Origin of the sequence: [Ruminococcus] torques ATCC 27756, from assembly GCF_000153925.1 — a bacterium.
GTDB lineage: Bacteria > Bacillota > Clostridia > Lachnospirales > Lachnospiraceae > Mediterraneibacter > Mediterraneibacter torques.
The window spans coordinates 37674-56179 of the sequence record NZ_DS264382.1; the positions used below are offsets into that span (position 1 = coordinate 37674).

An 18506-nucleotide genomic window follows, 5' to 3' on the forward strand; every position below is an offset into this window, starting at 1 on the left:
ACAAACTAATACAGGATAATTATATAAAAGCAAATATAAAAAATCTATAAAAATCCGACAAAAAAGCTGACCACAAAGGTTGACACATCTTTGAGAACAAAGGAAAACCCTATATTATACATATAATGACAAATATTATATGTAGCAGGAGGAAGAGATTATGGGTAAAAAACTAACGAAAAAACTGTTGGTATTTCTTACACTCATGTGCATGATCATCGGCATGAATGTATCGGTATCAGCAGAAACTGGATCGACGGGAAATACCAAAGCGATAAGCGCTGCGGAAAATCCGGCGGACGGAACGCTTCAGGTATGGCTTGAGTATGAAGATGATAACGGAAACAGTGTAGCGTTGTCAGGCGGAAGCTGCTTTTTGATCAATGAAGAGTATGTACTTTCCAACTATCATATTTTCAATTTGAATGAAGAGATTGCTCCTGGTGTGACGATCAGAAGCGCGGCAATGGAAACGTTGGGATTATCCGAATTAAAAGACAACGATCCGCATCTGAAGATCAGAGTATATGCGAACCGTGACATGAGCGTGCTGGCAACGATCCATGACAGTGTGCAGAGTCAGACGATGGACTATGTAGCAATGAAACTGTCGGATAAGATTTATGACAGAAAACCGCTTGCTTTGGGAGACAGCAGTACAGTTCAGCAGACACAGACAGTAAACGCATACGGATTCCCGGAAGACTCGATCGAAAATAAAGAGTTTAATACGGCGGCTGACGTATCTGCAACAGACGGAACGATTTCTAAGCTGACAGTCGGAGGAAGAGCTGATTTCTTCGAGCACACTGCACAGCTTAACCATGGAAATTCCGGCGGTCCTCTTGTAGATTCCAACAAGTCGGTAATCGGTGTTAATACATTTACATATGGAAACAGCTCAGATCAGAAATACTACGCAGTACAGATCAACGCGATCAAGAGTGGTCTTGACACATTCGGTATCTCCTATATTAATGCAGGGGCACAGGCAACAACACAGACTCCTGATGAAGAAGAGCCGGAAGAAAAAGAAGGACCGGACGCAGATCTTGTAACAGCGCTTAAGAGTGAAATTACAAAGGCGAAAGCAGTTGATACGAAAAATTACACAGAAGAAAGTGTAAAAGTTCTCAACGATACAATCTCAGAAGCAGAAAAAGTTGCGAACGATACAGAGGCTACAGACGCACAGGTGACATCGGCAACATCAGATGTAAAAGCTGCTGTTGAAAATCTGGAAGAAAAAAGCGGAATGAACTTCCTGTTGATCGGCGGAATCGCAGCAGGAGTGATCGTTGTTGTAGTAGTAATCATTATTATCGTAGTTTCTTCTAACAGCAAGAAGAAAAAGAAAGCACAGGCAGGAAACGGAAATGTTCCTCCGTCAGGAATGCCTCAGCAGCCGAACGGAGCTGTAGTACCTCCGAACCGTGCACCGGAACAGCCGAAAGCGCCTTACGCACAGCCGTATCAGGCAGAGCCGGATGGAGCAGGCGAGACTACTTTGCTTGATTCGGGAGCAGGCGAAACAACGTTACTTAACGGAGCAGGAAGCGCTTATCTGATCAGAAAGAAAAACGGTGAGAAGATTACGATCAATTCACAGAACTTTGCAATCGGAAAAGAAAGAAGAAGAGTGAACTATTGTATTTCCGATAATACTTCTGTCAGCAGATATCATGTAGTGATCACAAAGAAAGGTTCTGATTACTATGCGGCAGATCAGAAGTCAAGCAACTTCACGTTTGTAAACGGAGTTCAGTTAAATCCATATCAGGAAACACTGCTGACAGACAGATCGACATTGAAGATTTCGGATGAAGAATTTGAATTTCATGCATCATGATCTAAACGATAAAAGCGCTGATTATAATTGACAAAAGAGTAAAGGGCAGTGAGAGGCAGAATGGGATTTTTAAGTGTTGTACATAGTGACAGAGGAATTAAAAAGAATACGAATCAGGATTCTGTCTTAATCAAAGAGGCATCCACAGACTACGGCGACGTTATGCTTGCTGTAGTTTGTGATGGAATGGGCGGTCTTGCCAAAGGTGAGGTCGCCAGCGCCGCTTTGATCAAGGCATTTTCTATGTGGTTTGAAGTTCAGTTTCCGGAACTTCTTTATCGGAGAAGGACGGCTGATGGGATTAACCGTATGGAATTGGAAAACGAAATAAATAAACTGATCCTTGATGTAAATCAAAGAATCGCCGATCACGGAAAGATTTCCCATATTGCGATGGGAACAACTGCGGCGGTACTTCTGATGGCAGAAGGGAAATATTATACGATGAATGTGGGCGACTCCAGAGTCTATAAAATTGACGGACAGGGGATGACTCAGTTGACAAAAGATCAGACGTTTGTACAAAAAGAGATTGACGCAGGGAGAATGACGCCGGATGAGGCGAGAGTGCATCCGCAGCGGAACGTACTTCTTCAATGCGTCGGAGCAAGCGAGGTGATCATTCCGGAGTTTACACAGGGAGAATATAAGTCGGGCGAAGTTTATATGCTCTGCTCTGACGGATTTCGCCATGTGATCACGGAAGAGGAATTTTATAAATTGATAGATCCTGAAAAAATGGAGACGGAAAGAGCGCTGAAAGACGCAGCGGTCTATTGTACGGAATTGAATAAATCACGTCAGGAGAAAGATAATATTTCAGTCATTCTCCTTAAGGTGTGTTAGAGGATAAATATATGCTGGAAATAGGATCAATTATAGACGGTAAATACAAAATACTGAATAAGATCGGTCAGGGCGGAATGAGCGTCGTTTATCTTGCGATGAATGAAAGAGCGAATAAACAATGGGCGATCAAAGAAGTCCGAAAAGACGGCGTGAAAGATTACGAAGTTGTACGGCAGGGACTGATCGCGGAAACCGATATTTTGAAACGGTTAAATCATCCGCATTTACCGAGTATCATCGATGTGATCGACAGGGAGGATACGTTCCTGATCGTAATGGATTATATCGAAGGAAAGGCGCTCGATTACTGGCTGAAAAAAGAAGGCGCGCAGCCGCAGGAACGGGTTGTGGAATGGGCGAAACAGATCTGTGATGTGTTCGGGTATCTTCATTCGAGGAAACCGCCGATCATTTACAGAGACTTAAAACCGGCGAACGTCATGCTGAAGCCGGACGGGCAGATCATGATCATCGACTTCGGAACGGCCCGCGAATTTAAAGAGACAAGTATTGAAGATACGTCTTGTCTCGGAACGCAGGGATATGCAGCGCCCGAACAGTACGGCGGGCATGGGCAGACGGACGCCCGTACTGATATTTATACGCTGGGTGCGACGATGTACCATTTGCTGACGGGACATAATCCAAGTCTTCCGCCGTACGAGATGTATCCGATCCGAAGATGGAATCCGGCGCTCTCGTCAGGATTGGAAGAAATCGTACTGAAATGTACGCAGAGAAATCCGAACGACCGTTATCAGTCGTGCGCGGAACTGATGTACGCGCTGGAGCATTACGGAGAATTAGATCAGGAATACCGGAAACGGCAGATGAGGAAATGGCGGACGTTCGTTGCAATGTGTTCGCTGACTGCCGCATCACTTCTCGGATGCGTCGGATTTAAAGTCGGGGAGACGATGACGACAAAGAGCAGTTATGAAGGATATATAAAAGAGGCGGCGAACTCGCCGGAACAAAGTGAACGGGAAAAATATTATACAGATGCAATTAAGATAGACCCTCGAAGAGGAGAAGCGTATCACAATCTTTTGCAGTTATGCATCCGCGGAGCAGACGGGTCGGAAAATGATTTTGACAGAGAAGAGACAGCGCGGCTTACGTCGGTTCTTGGATATAAAGGCAGCGGAAACCGGACAAATGAAAGTTATTTTGAAGGAAATAAAGAAGAATACGACGAATTCGCTTTTCAAATGGGACTGGCGTACTTTTATTCATATGAGGGAGGAGAAAAGAGCGGAAAATCAATGTCTCAAACATGGTTTGAAAAAGCGGCGGAAAGCGAAAGCCTCGATAAAGATAAAAAGGAATTGTCGAAAAGATTCGCAAGTATCGCGGCGTACTATGCTTCTCTTGATTCAGTGGATGAGAGCGGATACAGCACAACTTCTTACGGAGACTACTGGATCGATCTTGTCAGTCTGACGGACGGAGATCTTACAAGTGTGGTAAATCCTGAGACAGCTCTTGTAATGTATAAAGAACTTGTATACAGGATCGACGAAAACGCACTTGATTTCAAACGTGCGGGAGTGACAAAAGGCGAACTTCTGGGAGAACTCGAAGAAACGAAAAAGACGCTGGAGACAACGTCGTTTGCATCGACGAATGCAAATCAGACGGATATCAACGAGCAGAAAAAACAGGAGATTCTGAACAATATCAGCAGCGCGAAAGAGCATGTGCAGGTAGCATTTGAATCCCGGGGAACAGGAGGGGATGCTGATGCAGAGTGAACAGATCATCAATATACTTCATATCGGATTTATTATCTGTCTTGTGCTGACAATTTTATTTGCGGCGCTGAGCGTTTTCTTTTTCTTTCAATTTAAAATACGCGATGTGTTTAACGCTATCACGGGAAGGGCGCAGCGAAAGAGCGTTCAGCAGATGGAAGAAGAAAATGCAAAGACAGGAAAGTTAAGACAGGATTATTATTCCGCGCCGACAAGTTCAGACCTTTATACGACGCCAAGCGGAAGGATACCTCCGGTTATGTCTGCGCAGCAGGCAGCAGGCGGACAGGCAGACGGCGCGGCGTACACAGAACAAGTTTACCATTCGGCAGATCCGGAAGGAAGAGAACATACAATGCAGCTTCACACAGCACAGCAGGCAGCGTCTGATAACGGAGGAAGTGAAGCGACAACTTTGCTGAACGGCGGAAGCGAAGAAACGACTCTGCTGAACAGCGGAAGCGAAGAAACGACTCTGTTGAACAGCGGAAGTGAAGAGACGACTCTGCTGAACAGCGGAAGCGAAGAAACGACTCTGTTGAACAGCGGAAGTGAAGAAACGACATTGCTCAACAGCAGAAACGGCGGCACAACGGCACAAAGAAATGCCGGATTCGGAGAAACAACTTTATTGACGCCGGAAATGGAAGCATCGTTTGTTCAGGCAAAGACAAATGAAAAACCGGAATGGAATTTCGTTATTAAAAAAGAAATTATGGAAATCCATACGAATGAGATCATTTAAAGAAAACAAAAAAGATATTAATCGATTTATCTTGCAGCAGAAAGAAGGAAACAGATTGAAACCAAGAACAGTAAAAAAAGGATTTCTCGGTGTGATGGGATTATTTCTCCTGTCTGCACTGACTCCGGCGCTGATTCCGTTTGCCGTTGACAAAAACGGCGATCTTACACAGATCGGATATGCGGCGGGGGCGTTGTTTTGGCTCGGTCTTCTGCTCGGGATCGCAGCATATTTGTTTTTGGCGAGAAAGGCGAAGCCTCTGACAGAACAGGCAGGAAAACGGAAACTTCCGTCAGTGATCTGCTTTTTCAGTAATACGCCTGCGATTGCGGCAGACGCAGTTATGATCGTGTCGATCGCAGCGACAATCTATTGTGCGCTTCATATCGAAGTGAATGATTTTCTGGCAATTACGGCGCTGGTATTTGCGCTTGCAGGGGTTTATGCACATTTTCTGTTTAACGGAAACGTGTATTTCTATATATGGAACAGCCGGAACAGACAGAGGAAGAGACAGACAAAAGAACGGCAAAACAAAGAAGAACAGGAAGGGATGAAAGCATGAAAAAGAAGCAAAAACTAAAAGAAAGGATATGTGCGCTCGTCCTTGCGCTGGCGATGGTACTGACTTGGGTACTGCCGGATGCAGGTATGACGGTTCAGGCGGCGGCTGGCGATGCAAAAAAAGTTACGCTGAAATTTAAAGATGCCGCAGAGGAAACACGCGGGATAGGCGCACTTACTTTGAAATTACAAAGTAATGATGATCCGAGCTATGAGAAGAAAAAGGAAATCGAGGTTAAAGCCGGAGAGACAAGTAAAGAAATTGAGTTAAAAGAAGGAGTAGAATATAACTACGAAGTAGAGAAAACCGGATATGAGACAACAAAAGATGGTCGGTTTACGGTTGAGGCGGAGAAAGCGGATATTGACATTCTGCTTACAATGTCAGAGATTACACTTTTGCCGACGACAGATTCAGTTAGTCTGAAAGTCGGAGAAACATATGATATATCAGTAACAAATCCGGTGCAAGAACTTGCTTATACATGGAGCACAACAGATGGGAATGTTGCATCTGTTGAAAACGGAAAGGTTACGGCAAAAGGCGAAGGCTCTGCGGATATCAGCGTTACAAACGGGGTGAAAACAAAAACAGTTTCCGTAAACGTGTCTAAAAATCAGATTAACGGTTTTAGTATGACGGTGAAAGAGCCAAGCGGAGACGATCAAAGTTCTGTTATATTGACAGCCAAAGGTCTTCCAGCCGATGTTTCAGGAAATGTAATATTTTATGATGTGACAGGCGGTCAAAAAACTTTGCTCTATAAAGCAGAAGCGGCAGCTACAGTCGAATATACATATGAGACAGACAGTCTTCTCGGCGCGAAACAGTTTGAAGCCGTGTATAGCGGTAATGAAAAATATGAAGGCGCGACGGCAACAGCAACCGGAAGTTATGGGAAAACACAGGCAATTACGATAGACGGTGATGTTTCAAAAGAAGTGACTTACGGAACGGAGCACTGGAATGATGAAATCGTAATTGCTCTTGCCGATATTGAAAATACATTAAAAGGAAGAACGCTTGCGACAGAGGTTGCATTTGCACAGTCAGAAGACGCGCCGAATACAGGACTTGCTGAAAATGTAGCGGTCGTTCGCGTGGAAGCAGATCATACGATCCATGTAATTCCGAAAAATGCAGGAAAAGTAACAATTAAGATTAAAGCAGTCCCGGGAGAAGGAAACTTCTACAGAGAAGCAAGCGTAGATTATACGCTGACTGTAAAGAGGCAGGAAGTTTCGTTTGAGAATGTAACATGGAATAAAGCAAGTAAAGTATATGACGGAAATACTGGAATCGAACTTACGGGAACAGTAAATACTGAAAAAATCACAATCCCGAAAGAGAAAGCTGCGATTGCAGGATCAGATGTTGCAGTAAATGAGCAGAATGAAGCACAGCCACAGAACGTGACAGTTGCTGCCGGAATTTATTATATGACAGTAGAAGGCAACGGCACGGCAAACTATCAGTTAGTTGTAGAAGAAGGGCAAAATGTAGTTCAGAATGCGGCAACTATTACACATAGACCGTTGTATTTGACGTCTGCAAATGCAGAGACAGTGTCGTTAGCTTATGGACAGAATTTAAAAACGGCGATAGAAGAAATGACGGGATTAGTTGCACTTTGCAATGGTAACGGAGTTGTTCCTGAAGAAGTGCAAGGTGTGAATTCATTAGAGACAGGACTTGTGGGAAATGATCAAATAACAGTATTGCCGGGGGCAACAGCGCCGGAAACTCTGCATGTGAATGAGGCAGCTTATAAAGTAATCGTTCCGAATATTACAAATGAAAATAAAATCAGCGAAAACTATGAGTTTAAGTTTATTGAAGAGGATGATTATAAGGGAGATCTTAAAGTTACAAAACAGACTTTAAATAAAGAAGATCTTTTGAAAAAAATTGATCTTAAAGGAACGACAAACGGGATTTACGGCGTGAAAAATGGCGCTGACGAGCTGGAAAAAGTTTGGGTAAGCATTGGCGGAAAAGATGAACTCGGCGAGAAAAAGGGAACCCCTGTGCTGAAGATGAATGTAAAGGCTACACAATATTATGATGAAGTGTATATGAGTGTAGATAACGGAAATAGTTATGTAAACGTATCTGATGAGTCGGATGAGTCACAGAATATACTTGAACAGCTTAAACCTGAGGAAGGAATACAGGATAAAGTAGTTGAGAACGTAAAAGTTTATCTTAAGAACAGTGAAGATAAGAGTGGAAACACAGTTACGGAAGTAACAAATTTAACTGATTGGCTTCATATCGATAATGAAGCGCCGAGAGCTGTAATTAAAGATTATGATACGACAAAATATTCAGATGCTTTTGAAAGCTTGAGTTTCAATATGTTCAAAAACGAGATATATACGGCAGAAATCAGCGTTTCGGACACTTCGGGAGATTCTGTAGAAGGAAGCGGCCTGCATAACACGACTACGCAGAAGTATTGCGTATATGAAATGGGAACAGATGAAACGGCGTTAAAATTAGATAAAGATGCTGTGAAAAGTATTATTGAAAAGGTAGATAGCGGGCAAGAACAATCTTGGAGTAAATTGGAATTCGATAAAAACGGAAAAGACGAAATCACTGTCGGAAAAGCGAAAGATAAGGAAGCGGCAGAAAATAATTATCTGATTCTTGTTAAGACGATTGACAATACAGGAAATGAAGCCGTATATGCTTCAAACGGCATTGTAGTTGATGTGACATCGCCGAAAGTAGAATGTACTTTTGATACATCAAAAGACGGTGGTTATGTATCAGAAAAAGATGGAATTCTGTGTTATCAAGGGGATGCTAAATACGAGCTTAAGATTGAAGATCCAGAAGAGTATTTCTCAAGTATTTCGAAACTGGAAGTAATAGTGAGCAAAGACGGTGAAACAATAACTCCGACCACGAAAGAATTTGATGCAGACGAAACATATGAAGATTCATATATCATTGAATGGCCGACATCGGAATCAGGTTTCAGTTACGAAGAATTAAAAAATAAGTCTTCCATAGTGGTTAAAGGCGTTGTTTCGGCAAATAAAGGAACAATAAATGGAGTGGGAACGAATAAGTCTAAGATAAAGATTAAGGCATATGATACAGCCGGAAATGTATCTGAGACGATTGAGCAACAGTTAGCATTTGATACAAAGGCTCCGGAAATTTCTGTAAGCTTTGAAAATAAGAATGGTGATCCGATAACTCAGAAAGATGAGTTTTCATATTATCAAGACACGACTGTAATGGTGATTAAATACACAGATAGAAATTTCCCAGTTGGCGAAGAGTATAAAGACAACCTATACTTTATACTGAAGAGAGAGGAAGACGATCAAGAGCGGAAAGTGATGCTCGAAGGACTGGAAAAAGAAGGAATTACTTATGAGATAGAGGATGAAGAGGGCAAGAATTCTTTTGAAAATTATACGGATAATAGAGTCGTTACAGTAAAACTTACATTTGATGATCAGGATAAATACGAAATCAAACCATATTGTGTAGATATGTTTGGTAATGAAGGAACAACAGAAGAAACTTATAAATTTGCAGTTGACACCGAAGCGCCGGTAATCGAGTACACATATGAATATTTAGATGCAGACAATAAGTGGAAGCCGCTTAATGATGAAAATGCTGTTAAGTTGAAAAATGCTCCGATTCGAGTGAACGTGACGGTAACAGAGCACTTCTTTAGTTTAAAGGATAATTTTGTCTTTGAAGAAAAAGGCGGTGAAAACACGCAGGTAAAGACAGCGCTTACCGCAAAAGAGGCAGTAGGAAAGATACCGAATTATCAGGAACAGGCGGACACTTGGACAGCTGCTTCGTCAGATGATCACCCGGTTGGTTGGACTCATAATGGCGATGAGCATCGCATCGGTTTTGTGTTTGAGAATGATGCAAACTACACGTTTAAACTGGACTATACGGACTTGTCAGGCAGAAGCAAAAACACAGGAGATCTGAAATTTACGGTAGATAAAACGTCTCCGTCGGGAAAGATTCTCGTAGATGGTACAGAAAACTGGTATGCAGAATTTTGGAATACGATTACGTTTAATATTTTCAAGGACGACAATTATAATGTGAAAGTGACGGGAGCAGATATAACGTCCGGTGTGAAGACGATCGAGTATTATACAACGAAAGACGCGATTAAAAGTGCAGATGAAGTAAAAAAGATCACAGATTGGAAAAAGTTGGCTGATTCGGGAGAGTGGAATCGTGATAGCGAAAAGGATGATAATATAAATAATAAGTCGTTCACAATGACAGAAGAACAGCAGTTTTTGACATATGCGAAGATTACAGACTATGCCGGAAATGTTACTTATCTGTATCCGAAGGAAATAGCGGTGTTAGACAGAACGTGGGCAGAGCCGAAGATTACGATTACAGCGGCTGAACCGTTATACGGAATTTACAATAAGGATGTTCCGTTCAGCATTAACGTAGAAGATCCGGAAAGCGGAGAGACATACTCAGGACTGAAAGAAGTTTATTACGAGGTGCGCAAAGACGGTGCGGTGACACAGTCAGGAAATTATAATAAGGAATTAGAGATTGATTATAGTAAAAATAATCAGGAAAGCGCGCAGAAAGCAGGTTTGACAATATTAGACGGGCGCGTGCAGTCGCTTGTGAAAAATGAAACAGTGACGGCAAGTTTAAATAACAGCAATGATGTTGAGATTTATGTAAAAGTTGTTGATAATGCAGGACATGAAACAGAGGCGACGAAAGATCTTAAGATCGACATCACTCACCCGACAATCGCCGTAACGTACGACTTGAACACACCTCTCAACGAGAGATACTACAAAGACGTAAGAACGGCAACGGTTGTTGTGACAGAGAGAAACTTTGACGAGTCCGCAGTTCGTTTCAACATCACGAACACAGACGGCACACAGCCGGCGATCAGCGGATGGACACACAGTGCGAACGCAGGAGTATCTGACGATGCGACACATACATGTCAGGTAACGTTTGCGGCAGACGGAGATTACACATTTACGCTTGAGACGACAGACCTTGCAGGAAATGCATCAAGCTACAATCGTGTAGACGACTTTACAATCGACCGGACAGTTCCGACGATCCAAGTGTCTTACGACAACAACAGCGCGGCTACACCGGGATATTTCAATGCGAACAGAACGGCGACAGTTACAGTCAACGAGCATAACTTTAACGCAGCGGAAGTCAACGCACAGATCACGGCAGCTTTGCAGGGAAGCGGCGTGGCAGCTCCGGGACTTGGCGGATGGAGCACAAACGGAGACGTGCATACGGCAAGCGTAACATTCTCTGCAGACGCAGATTATACGTTTGATGTTGATTACACAGACCTTGCAGGAAATGCAGCGGCAGATTACACACAGGATAAATTTACGGTAGATAAGACAGATCCGGAAGTTGAGTTCTTCGATATCGAAGATAAATCGGCAAATAACGGAACAGTTGCTCCCGGTGTGAAATACAGTGATGTAAACTACATGGAAAGCGGCGTTGATATTACGATCAAAGGCGCGAAACATGACAAGACAGAATTAAGCGGAAACCGTACAAATATCGCAAACGGCGAGAGCATCAAAATGGAAGATTTCAAACATGATGAAGAGACGGATGACGTTTACACTATGACGGCGGTTATTAAAGACAAAGCCGGAAATGAAACGGAAAAAGAGGTTATGTTCTCAGTTAACCGTTTCGGATCAAACTATATTTTCTCTGAGACAACGGAGAAGTTCCTTGATGATGTATATGCGAACAAACCGAAAGATCTTGTTGTTACAGAGGTGAACGTAGATTCACTTGTGTTCAACGGTATCTCTTACGGATTGGACGGAACGAAGAAAGAACTGAAAGCAGGCAGCGATTATACAGTAAAACAAAGCGGCGGCGAAGGTTCATGGAAAGAATATACATACACGATCAAAAAAGAAAACTTTGAAAAAGAAGGCCGCTACAGTGTTACGATCGACTCGGAAGACAAGGCGACAAATAAGATGAACAACAAAGTAAAAGAGTGCAACATCGACTTTGTAATCGATAAGACGCCTCCGACAGTTGTTATCACAGGTATCGAGGAGTCAAGCTATCGTGCAGACGAGAGAGAAATGACGATCAACCTGTCAGACAATACGGCAGTTAAGTGCGTGGATGTGATCATCGACGGAAAATCAGTTGCAACTTATGCACAGAAAGAGATTGAAAAGGCAGGCGGAAAGATCAGTTACATGATTGAAGGTGCGTCAGAACCGCAGAAGATCGAAGCAGCAGCGCTTGATATGGCGGGAAATGAAACGACTTCGGAAATGCACAAAGTGCTTGTTACATCAAGTGTATGGATTCAGTATATCAACAATACACCGCTTCTTATCGGATCGATCCTCGGAATCGTTCTCGTAGCAGGCGGACTGATCTGGTTCTTTGTGATCAGAAAAAAGAAAGAAGAAAGCAAATAAAAAGTCTGAAGCTGATAAAAATACGGCAGAAATAAGAAAAGGCTGAAAAGGAGGCGGCTGTCTGAACAAACGGATTCGGACAGCCGCCTTTCGTCTTTATGAGGAAAGAAGTTATGTTGCAAAGCGGAGATATTATAAGCGGAATGTATCAGGTGATACGAGAGATCGGAACAGGCGGCATGGGAGTGATCTATATCGGGTATCATCTTCATCTTCAAAAACAGATCGTAATAAAGAAAATAAAAGAAACGTGCGTGGACCGTGTAAATGTAAGAGGTGAAGCCGATATCTTAAAACAGCTTAGACATACATATCTGCCGCAGGTTTATGATTTTCTGGAAGTAGGAAACGACGTATATACAGTGATGGATTATATCCCAGGGGAAAATCTGCAGTATTATATCGACCATAATTATACATTTCCGGAAGAGACGATTCTGTTGTGGATGCGTGAGTTATGTGAGGTTTTGGACTATCTTCATACGAGAAAACCACGAATCCTTCACAGCGACATTAAGCCGGCAAATATTATGGTGACGCCGGAAGGGGACATTTGCCTTATTGATTTTAATATTTCATTGGACGGGTCGGTAACACAGGAAGTACAGGGACTGAGCAGACGGTATGCATCTCCGGAACAATTCCGATGTGCGATGGACAAAATGTACGGCAGGAAAAGCAGTGAAACACTGGATGAGAGAATGGACATTTACAGTCTGGGGGCGGTCTTTTACCGAATGATGAGCGGGTATCTGCCTGATGCTCAAAACGGTGTTCCGTATGCGCTGTCACAGATTGATATTCCGTATGCGGACGGCTTGAAACGGATCGTCGATAAAGCGATGGATCGGGACGTTTCAAGAAGATTTCGGACGGCAAAACAGATGGAAGAAGCTCTTTCGCATATGGAAAAATACGATCCGAAGTACCGCCGTCTGACGAACTTGCAGATATTGACCGCGACTGCGTGGGGATTTTGTATTCTGGCAGGAATCTTTCTTATTGCGTCAGGTGTGCGTCAGCGGGGGAAAGAGCTGTGGCAGCAGGAATATCAAGAGTTTTACGCCGTTGTGGGATCAGGGGATTCCGAAAATATAATAAGAGAAGGAACAGAACTTCTGAACAATTCTTCTTTGCAAGGTTATATGAAAAGGAATAAGGAGCAGAAGGCGGAGGTACTTCATGCTGTAGGGGACGGATATTTCTATAGTGAACAATACGACACGGCGGGAAAGTATTATGAGGAAGCTTTGTCGTGCGACAGTAGGAACTCTTTATATGTGAGAGATTATATGACTGCAATGGCAAGAAACGGAAGTCCGGTCGATGTATGGACGATACAAAGTGAATATCCGGAAGCGGCGATCGATGAGGCAGCTACTGTATTTGTTCAGGCGCAGTCAATGTATGCAAAAGGCGATCAAAAGAGCGCGGTTTCTTTATGCGAAGAAGCGCTTGGAAAAAGTATGGATGCAGAGTTGAATGCACAAATTTATCTGCTGGAAGCAGAATTATATCTTGAGCAGGGGGATATAAACTCTGCGGCAGATGCGGCGGCACAAGCAGTGAAACTAGATGAAAGCAGCAATGTTCTTAGAAAAGCGGCAGTGACGGCATATCAGGCAGGAAACGAAGAGAGGATAGGAACGGTCAAAAATCAGTGGTACAGGCAGGCTCTTGCATATTATGAGATGCTCTGTCAAAAAAACGATCCGTCATATGAGGATCGTTTGGGAAGGGCGCTTCTTCTTCGAGTTCTCGGAAAATATAGAGACAGTACGGATGTGCTGGAAGAGATGAAAATAGATTATCCGAAAGACTATAAAGTTCAGATGTGGATCTGTTACAACTATTTGGACGAGGCGTCGGAAGAAGGAACGTATTCAAATGTGTCAGGCGATCTGAAATTTACTTATCATTCTTGCAGAAATTTATATGAGAACAGAGCAGATCGATCGGAAGAAGATCCTGATATGGAAATGCTGGAAGAGACAATGAAAGAACTTGAATAATCGGAAGTGAGATGTGAAGCAGCACGAAGATTGAAGATAGAAAATAAAAGACAGAATCAGGATGCAGACAAGAAGAGAGTGCGAAACGGAGGGAATGAAGATGAGCGGGATCATGATATGTGTGACAGGCGTTGTAGTGATCGTGGCCGCGTCGTTGGCAGCAGGAAGCGTATTATATTTGCTTCAAAGAAAAAAGGAGAAACTAAAAAGTGAACAAATCAACTTGTAAATAGCGGAAAAGATAACGAGTAAATGATAGATAAACGGACGTGAAAAATAAAATAGGGGCGTTTACGAAACGTCTCGGTAAAACAAGAAAGAGAGGAGAAGGAGCAGTGGGAGAAAAAGGAAAAAAGAAAAGCCGGATTCTGCTGATCGTCTGCGGTCTGCTTCTTTTGGCAGGGGCGATTATCGGGATCGTGATGTTTCGGATGCAGGCAGGAGCGAGCGCGTATAACGAATCAATAAAAACAGCGGAAAAATATGCGGACAGCGGAGAGTATGAACTGGCGGTGCTTACATATGAAAATGCGATCAAAGACCGACCGAAAGAAGAAGAAGGATATCTCGGACTGGCAGATGTGTATTTGAAGAGAGGGGAAAGCTCCGCTGCAAAAGTTTTGCTTCAGCGAGGCTACATGCATACGAATTCTTCAAAGATCCAGTATATGTTAAGCGGGATTAAGGACGGTTCGCTTTTGGCGGAATTTGACGATTCAGAAACAAAGAAAGAGACAATGCAGTCATTTGGCGTTTTTTCTTTTAATACTGCATTTCTTCAGAAGCTGGAAAATTATGACTATACGGACTACTGCGATCAGTTCGGCTCATATCCGCAGATCGTAAAGACCGGAAAAGGAGAAGTAGAAGTCGTACATAAAGATCTGGCGGGAACATGCTGTTATTCAAACACGAAAGAGCATGACGATATTGTAAATGTAAAGACAGACAAACCGGCGAAGGACGGAATGCCGGAAATCGTGCGTTTAGATTCGATTTCGCAGTTGTTCAGAAATTTCCCGGGAAAGGCAAGCCTTGCAGAACTGAACGCAATCTCCAGTTCCAAAGTAGCGCCGATCACAGACGAGGAACGAGTTTATGTGGAACTCTCTACAGGAAGCCTCCTGATCCGTGTTGAGACGGATGCGTCGGGAAACATTATTTCCGATAAAGCGTGGAATGAAATTATTTTGAAAGAGGCAAACGAAAACCGCTCGGAAAACGGAACGCTGAACGGCGTTGTGATCGATGCTATGACAGGAGAAGGCGTTCCGGCGGCGAAGCTTGAATTTAAAGCGAAAGAAAACGCTGAAAATTCTACTCATGTTACGTCGGGAAAAGACGGATCGTTCTCGATCGAACTGGCGGCAGACGTGTACGAAGTGACGATCAGCGCGGACGGGTATGTGGATGAAACGTTCGAGTTTGAGATGGAGAAAGATAAAAATTACAGCGGAGAGCAGTTTACGATTTCACCGGAGCTGGCGGCGGGCAGCGCGCGTATCGTATTGGAATGGAACGCACAGCCTCAGGATCTCGACTCGTATCTGTGGGGAAATACGGATAAAGGAGATGACTTGTACGTGAACTTCAGGAAACGGACATGCGAAGGAAGAGACGGGCTTCTGGCAGAACTTGATGTGGATGACACAAACGGATACGGACCGGAGACGATCACGCTGAACGACCTGAACGGCGTTTATACATACTCTGTCGTTGACTACAGAACGACGGGAACTTTGCAGCAGTACGGCGCAACGGTGAAAGTATATCTTCCGGGCAAGAGCGCTCCGACAGTGATCACACTTGACCCGAATGCAGGCGTTGAAAATGTATGGGAAGTATTTGAGCTTGACCACGGAGAACTGAAAATACTGAACCGCGCTCCGGCGGAGGAAAATTTGCGTCCGGGTTCAAAATAAACCAGACGAAGATGAGAGCAGGAAGATGAGAGCAGGAAAATGAGAGATGGAATGATTACGGAAGAACAGTGTGGAGAGAACTTTGCTTATATTTTAGAAGATAAGACAGATTTTTTGATAACAGAATATAAAATGATGCACGGTCAAGAAGCAGATTTTCTATTGAAGTGTGTGAAGATGCTGTATAACGGCAAGACAGAACTGTATTACGATACGAAATCCTGTCTGCCGCTTGCGATCCAGTCAGGGGCGGAAGATACAGAAGGGATGCTTTCTGTTTTGGGAAATATTCTGCATGAAGTCAGAAGGGTGACAGAAAACGGATTTCTTTCGCTTTTGAAACTGGATATTTCGGCAGATAAGATATGGGTCGATCCTGCAACGCGAAAAATCAGGTTCGTATATCTTCCTGTGGCGGAGAGACTTCATAAAGATGTAGTGGAATTTGAGGAGCATCTAAGGGGAGAACTGAAGAAAACTGTAGAAAAACGTTCGGATAAAGACGATAAGAGGTTTGCGGATTTCTTTCAGATCATCGGACGTCCCGGTTACAGCAGTGAAGATTCGGATGTGGAAAAGTGCGGATCAGTAGATGAAACAAGTACACCTTATAGTTTGAATAGAAATGAAAAAGTTTCTTCACAGAGAGAAGATCAGACTTGTACACTTGTGTCGCTGACAGCAGGCAGTCCGATCCGTCTGACTGTAACGAAACAAGAGTATGTGATCGGAAAGAGTACGGAGCAAGCGGACGGCGTTGCCGGATTCAGCAAGATGATCAGCAGAAGGCACTGTAAGATCGTAAAAAGGGGATCCGGGTATGCGGTTGTAGATCTGAATAGTTCAAACGGAACATACTTGAATGGGATGCAGCTTTTTCCGGGCAGAGAATATCCGGTGAAAAACGGAGATATTATACGAATGGCGATCAGCGATTTCCAGATCGTGATGGAATAGAGGTGACAGAGAAATATGGCAAGACCGAGAGTGATTGTGGCGGATACAGATGAAAGCTATGTAATTCCGCTACAAAAGAAATTTGCAGAGCTGTTCGCGGATAAGATCGACTTGGAGATCATTACGGATAAAGATTATTTTAATCAGTTATTTTCACTTTCGCAGCATGCGGACATTCTGCTTGTGTCGGATACGCTTTATAACAGCGGGCTGAAAAAACATGATATCCGGCATTTGATGATATTGTCGGAACATTACGAACCCGGACAGACGGACGAACTCGACATTTGCCGCTTGTTTAAATATACAAGTGTGCGGGAGATTTTTAATGAAATTACAGGCAGATGCAAGGATACGCTTTATGCCGAACAGGATGCCGGAAAAGAAACAAAGATCATATTGATCACCTCGGCGTCAGGCGGAGTCGGGAAAACGAGTGTTGCATTCGGCTTGTGTCGTTGTCTGGAACGTAATTATAAGAAAACACTGTATGTGAATGCGGATCGGCTTCAGTCGTTTCAGTGGATGCTGGAAAACGGCGAGCCGATCAGAGATGCTTCGGTTTATGCGGGTCTGTCGGGGAATCTTGGCAATGTTTATCGGATCGTACGGCATGTCATACGAAAGGAAGGTTTCAGTTATCTTCCGCCGTTTAAAGCGGCGCTTATGTCGTTGGGTATCCCATACCGCGTGTTTGCACTATTAGCAGAAGCAGCCCGCAAAGAGCAGGAATACGATTACATCGTTATCGATGCAGACAGTGTGTTTGACGAGGAAAAAGCGGCTCTTATGCAGCTTGCGGATAAAATATTGATCGTGACAAAACAGACGGAATATGCGGTGAAGGCAACGAATGAGCTGATCCAAAATGTAAATCGGAACAATAGTGATAAATATATATTTCTTTGTAATGATTTTAAGAAAGAGGAAGAAAATGCATTGCTGCTTCCGACAGCGGCGCATCGATTTACGGTGAGCGAATATATCGAACATCTTCCGGCGTATGAAATGAAAGGATCGGGACTGCCTGTCCAGACGCCGGGATTGCAGAAAGCGGCATTTTTGATCATGTAAAAAGAAAAATCAATACAAAGACGATATGAGTGCAGGTGGTGAGAGAAGATGGAAACGGCGATTATTATTTTTCATATTCATAAGGAACATCGGACGGTAGATTTAGAAGTTCCGCTGGATCTGACGGCAAAAGAACTGGCGGCGGCGCTTAACGAGGCGTATGGTCTGGGCGTCGATCTGTCAGATATAAATAATTGTTATCTAAAGGCGCAGAATCCGATCATGCTGCTCAAAGGCAACAGAACGTTAAAAGAATTCGGAGTAAGAAACGGAACGATCATAAGCATGGCAGAGTAAGGC

12 protein-coding genes are annotated in these 18506 nt (G+C 43.5%); all 12 read left to right on the top strand.

Going from position 1 to position 18506, the window contains the following annotated elements; genetic code table 11:
• Positions 1-160: 160 nt before the first annotated feature.
• The 12 genes from RUMTOR_RS11820 (at position 161) to RUMTOR_RS11875 (ending at position 18503) form a co-directional block, all read left to right on the top strand.
• A complete protein-coding gene (locus tag RUMTOR_RS11820; RefSeq protein ID WP_004848248.1) occupies positions 161-1849 on the top strand; it encodes a trypsin-like peptidase domain-containing protein in 1689 nt (562 codons plus the stop codon).
• Between the two features lie 60 nt (positions 1850-1909).
• Positions 1910-2695, top strand: a complete 786-nt coding sequence (locus RUMTOR_RS11825) for a PP2C family protein-serine/threonine phosphatase (protein ID WP_004848250.1) — start codon at positions 1910-1912, stop codon at positions 2693-2695.
• Positions 2696-2706: 11 nt separating this feature from the next.
• Entirely contained in the window at positions 2707-4452 is a 1746-nt protein-coding gene (locus RUMTOR_RS11830; RefSeq protein ID WP_004848252.1) for a serine/threonine protein kinase, read from the top strand.
• Positions 4442-5197, top strand: a complete 756-nt coding sequence (locus RUMTOR_RS11835; RefSeq protein WP_044998300.1) for a hypothetical protein — start codon at positions 4442-4444, stop codon at positions 5195-5197. Before RUMTOR_RS11830 ends, RUMTOR_RS11835 begins: the two co-directional genes overlap by 11 nt.
• A complete protein-coding gene (locus tag RUMTOR_RS11840; protein ID WP_004848256.1) occupies positions 5184-5762 on the top strand; it encodes a hypothetical protein in 579 nt (192 codons plus the stop codon). The genes RUMTOR_RS11835 and RUMTOR_RS11840 overlap by 14 nt, the downstream gene beginning before the upstream one ends.
• A complete protein-coding gene (locus tag RUMTOR_RS11850; RefSeq protein WP_238101275.1) occupies positions 5681-12241 on the top strand; it encodes a hypothetical protein in 6561 nt (2186 codons plus the stop codon). Before RUMTOR_RS11840 ends, RUMTOR_RS11850 begins: the two co-directional genes overlap by 82 nt.
• 98 nt (positions 12242-12339) lie before the next feature.
• The gene (locus RUMTOR_RS11855) at positions 12340-14253 is read left to right on the top strand and encodes a serine/threonine-protein kinase (RefSeq protein WP_004848258.1); all 1914 of its coding nucleotides are present in this window, start codon (positions 12340-12342) and stop codon (positions 14251-14253) included.
• A 61-nt stretch (positions 14254-14314) separates the two neighbouring features.
• A complete protein-coding gene (locus RUMTOR_RS13060) occupies positions 14315-14482 on the top strand; it encodes a hypothetical protein (protein ID WP_004848260.1) in 168 nt (55 codons plus the stop codon).
• Between the two features lie 40 nt (positions 14483-14522).
• The gene (locus RUMTOR_RS11860) at positions 14523-16175 is read left to right on the top strand and encodes a carboxypeptidase regulatory-like domain-containing protein (protein ID WP_044998304.1); all 1653 of its coding nucleotides are present in this window, start codon (positions 14523-14525) and stop codon (positions 16173-16175) included.
• A gap of 39 nt (positions 16176-16214) precedes the next feature.
• A complete protein-coding gene (locus RUMTOR_RS11865; RefSeq protein WP_044998306.1) occupies positions 16215-17132 on the top strand; it encodes an FHA domain-containing protein in 918 nt (305 codons plus the stop codon).
• 15 nt (positions 17133-17147) lie between these two features.
• Positions 17148-18206: an AAA family ATPase gene (locus RUMTOR_RS11870; protein ID WP_004848267.1), complete on the top strand. Its 1059-nt coding sequence runs from the start codon at positions 17148-17150 to the stop codon at positions 18204-18206.
• A gap of 48 nt (positions 18207-18254) precedes the next feature.
• The gene (locus RUMTOR_RS11875; protein ID WP_004848269.1) at positions 18255-18503 is read left to right on the top strand and encodes an EsaB/YukD family protein; all 249 of its coding nucleotides are present in this window, start codon (positions 18255-18257) and stop codon (positions 18501-18503) included.
• The last annotated feature ends 3 nt before the right edge of the window (positions 18504-18506 follow it).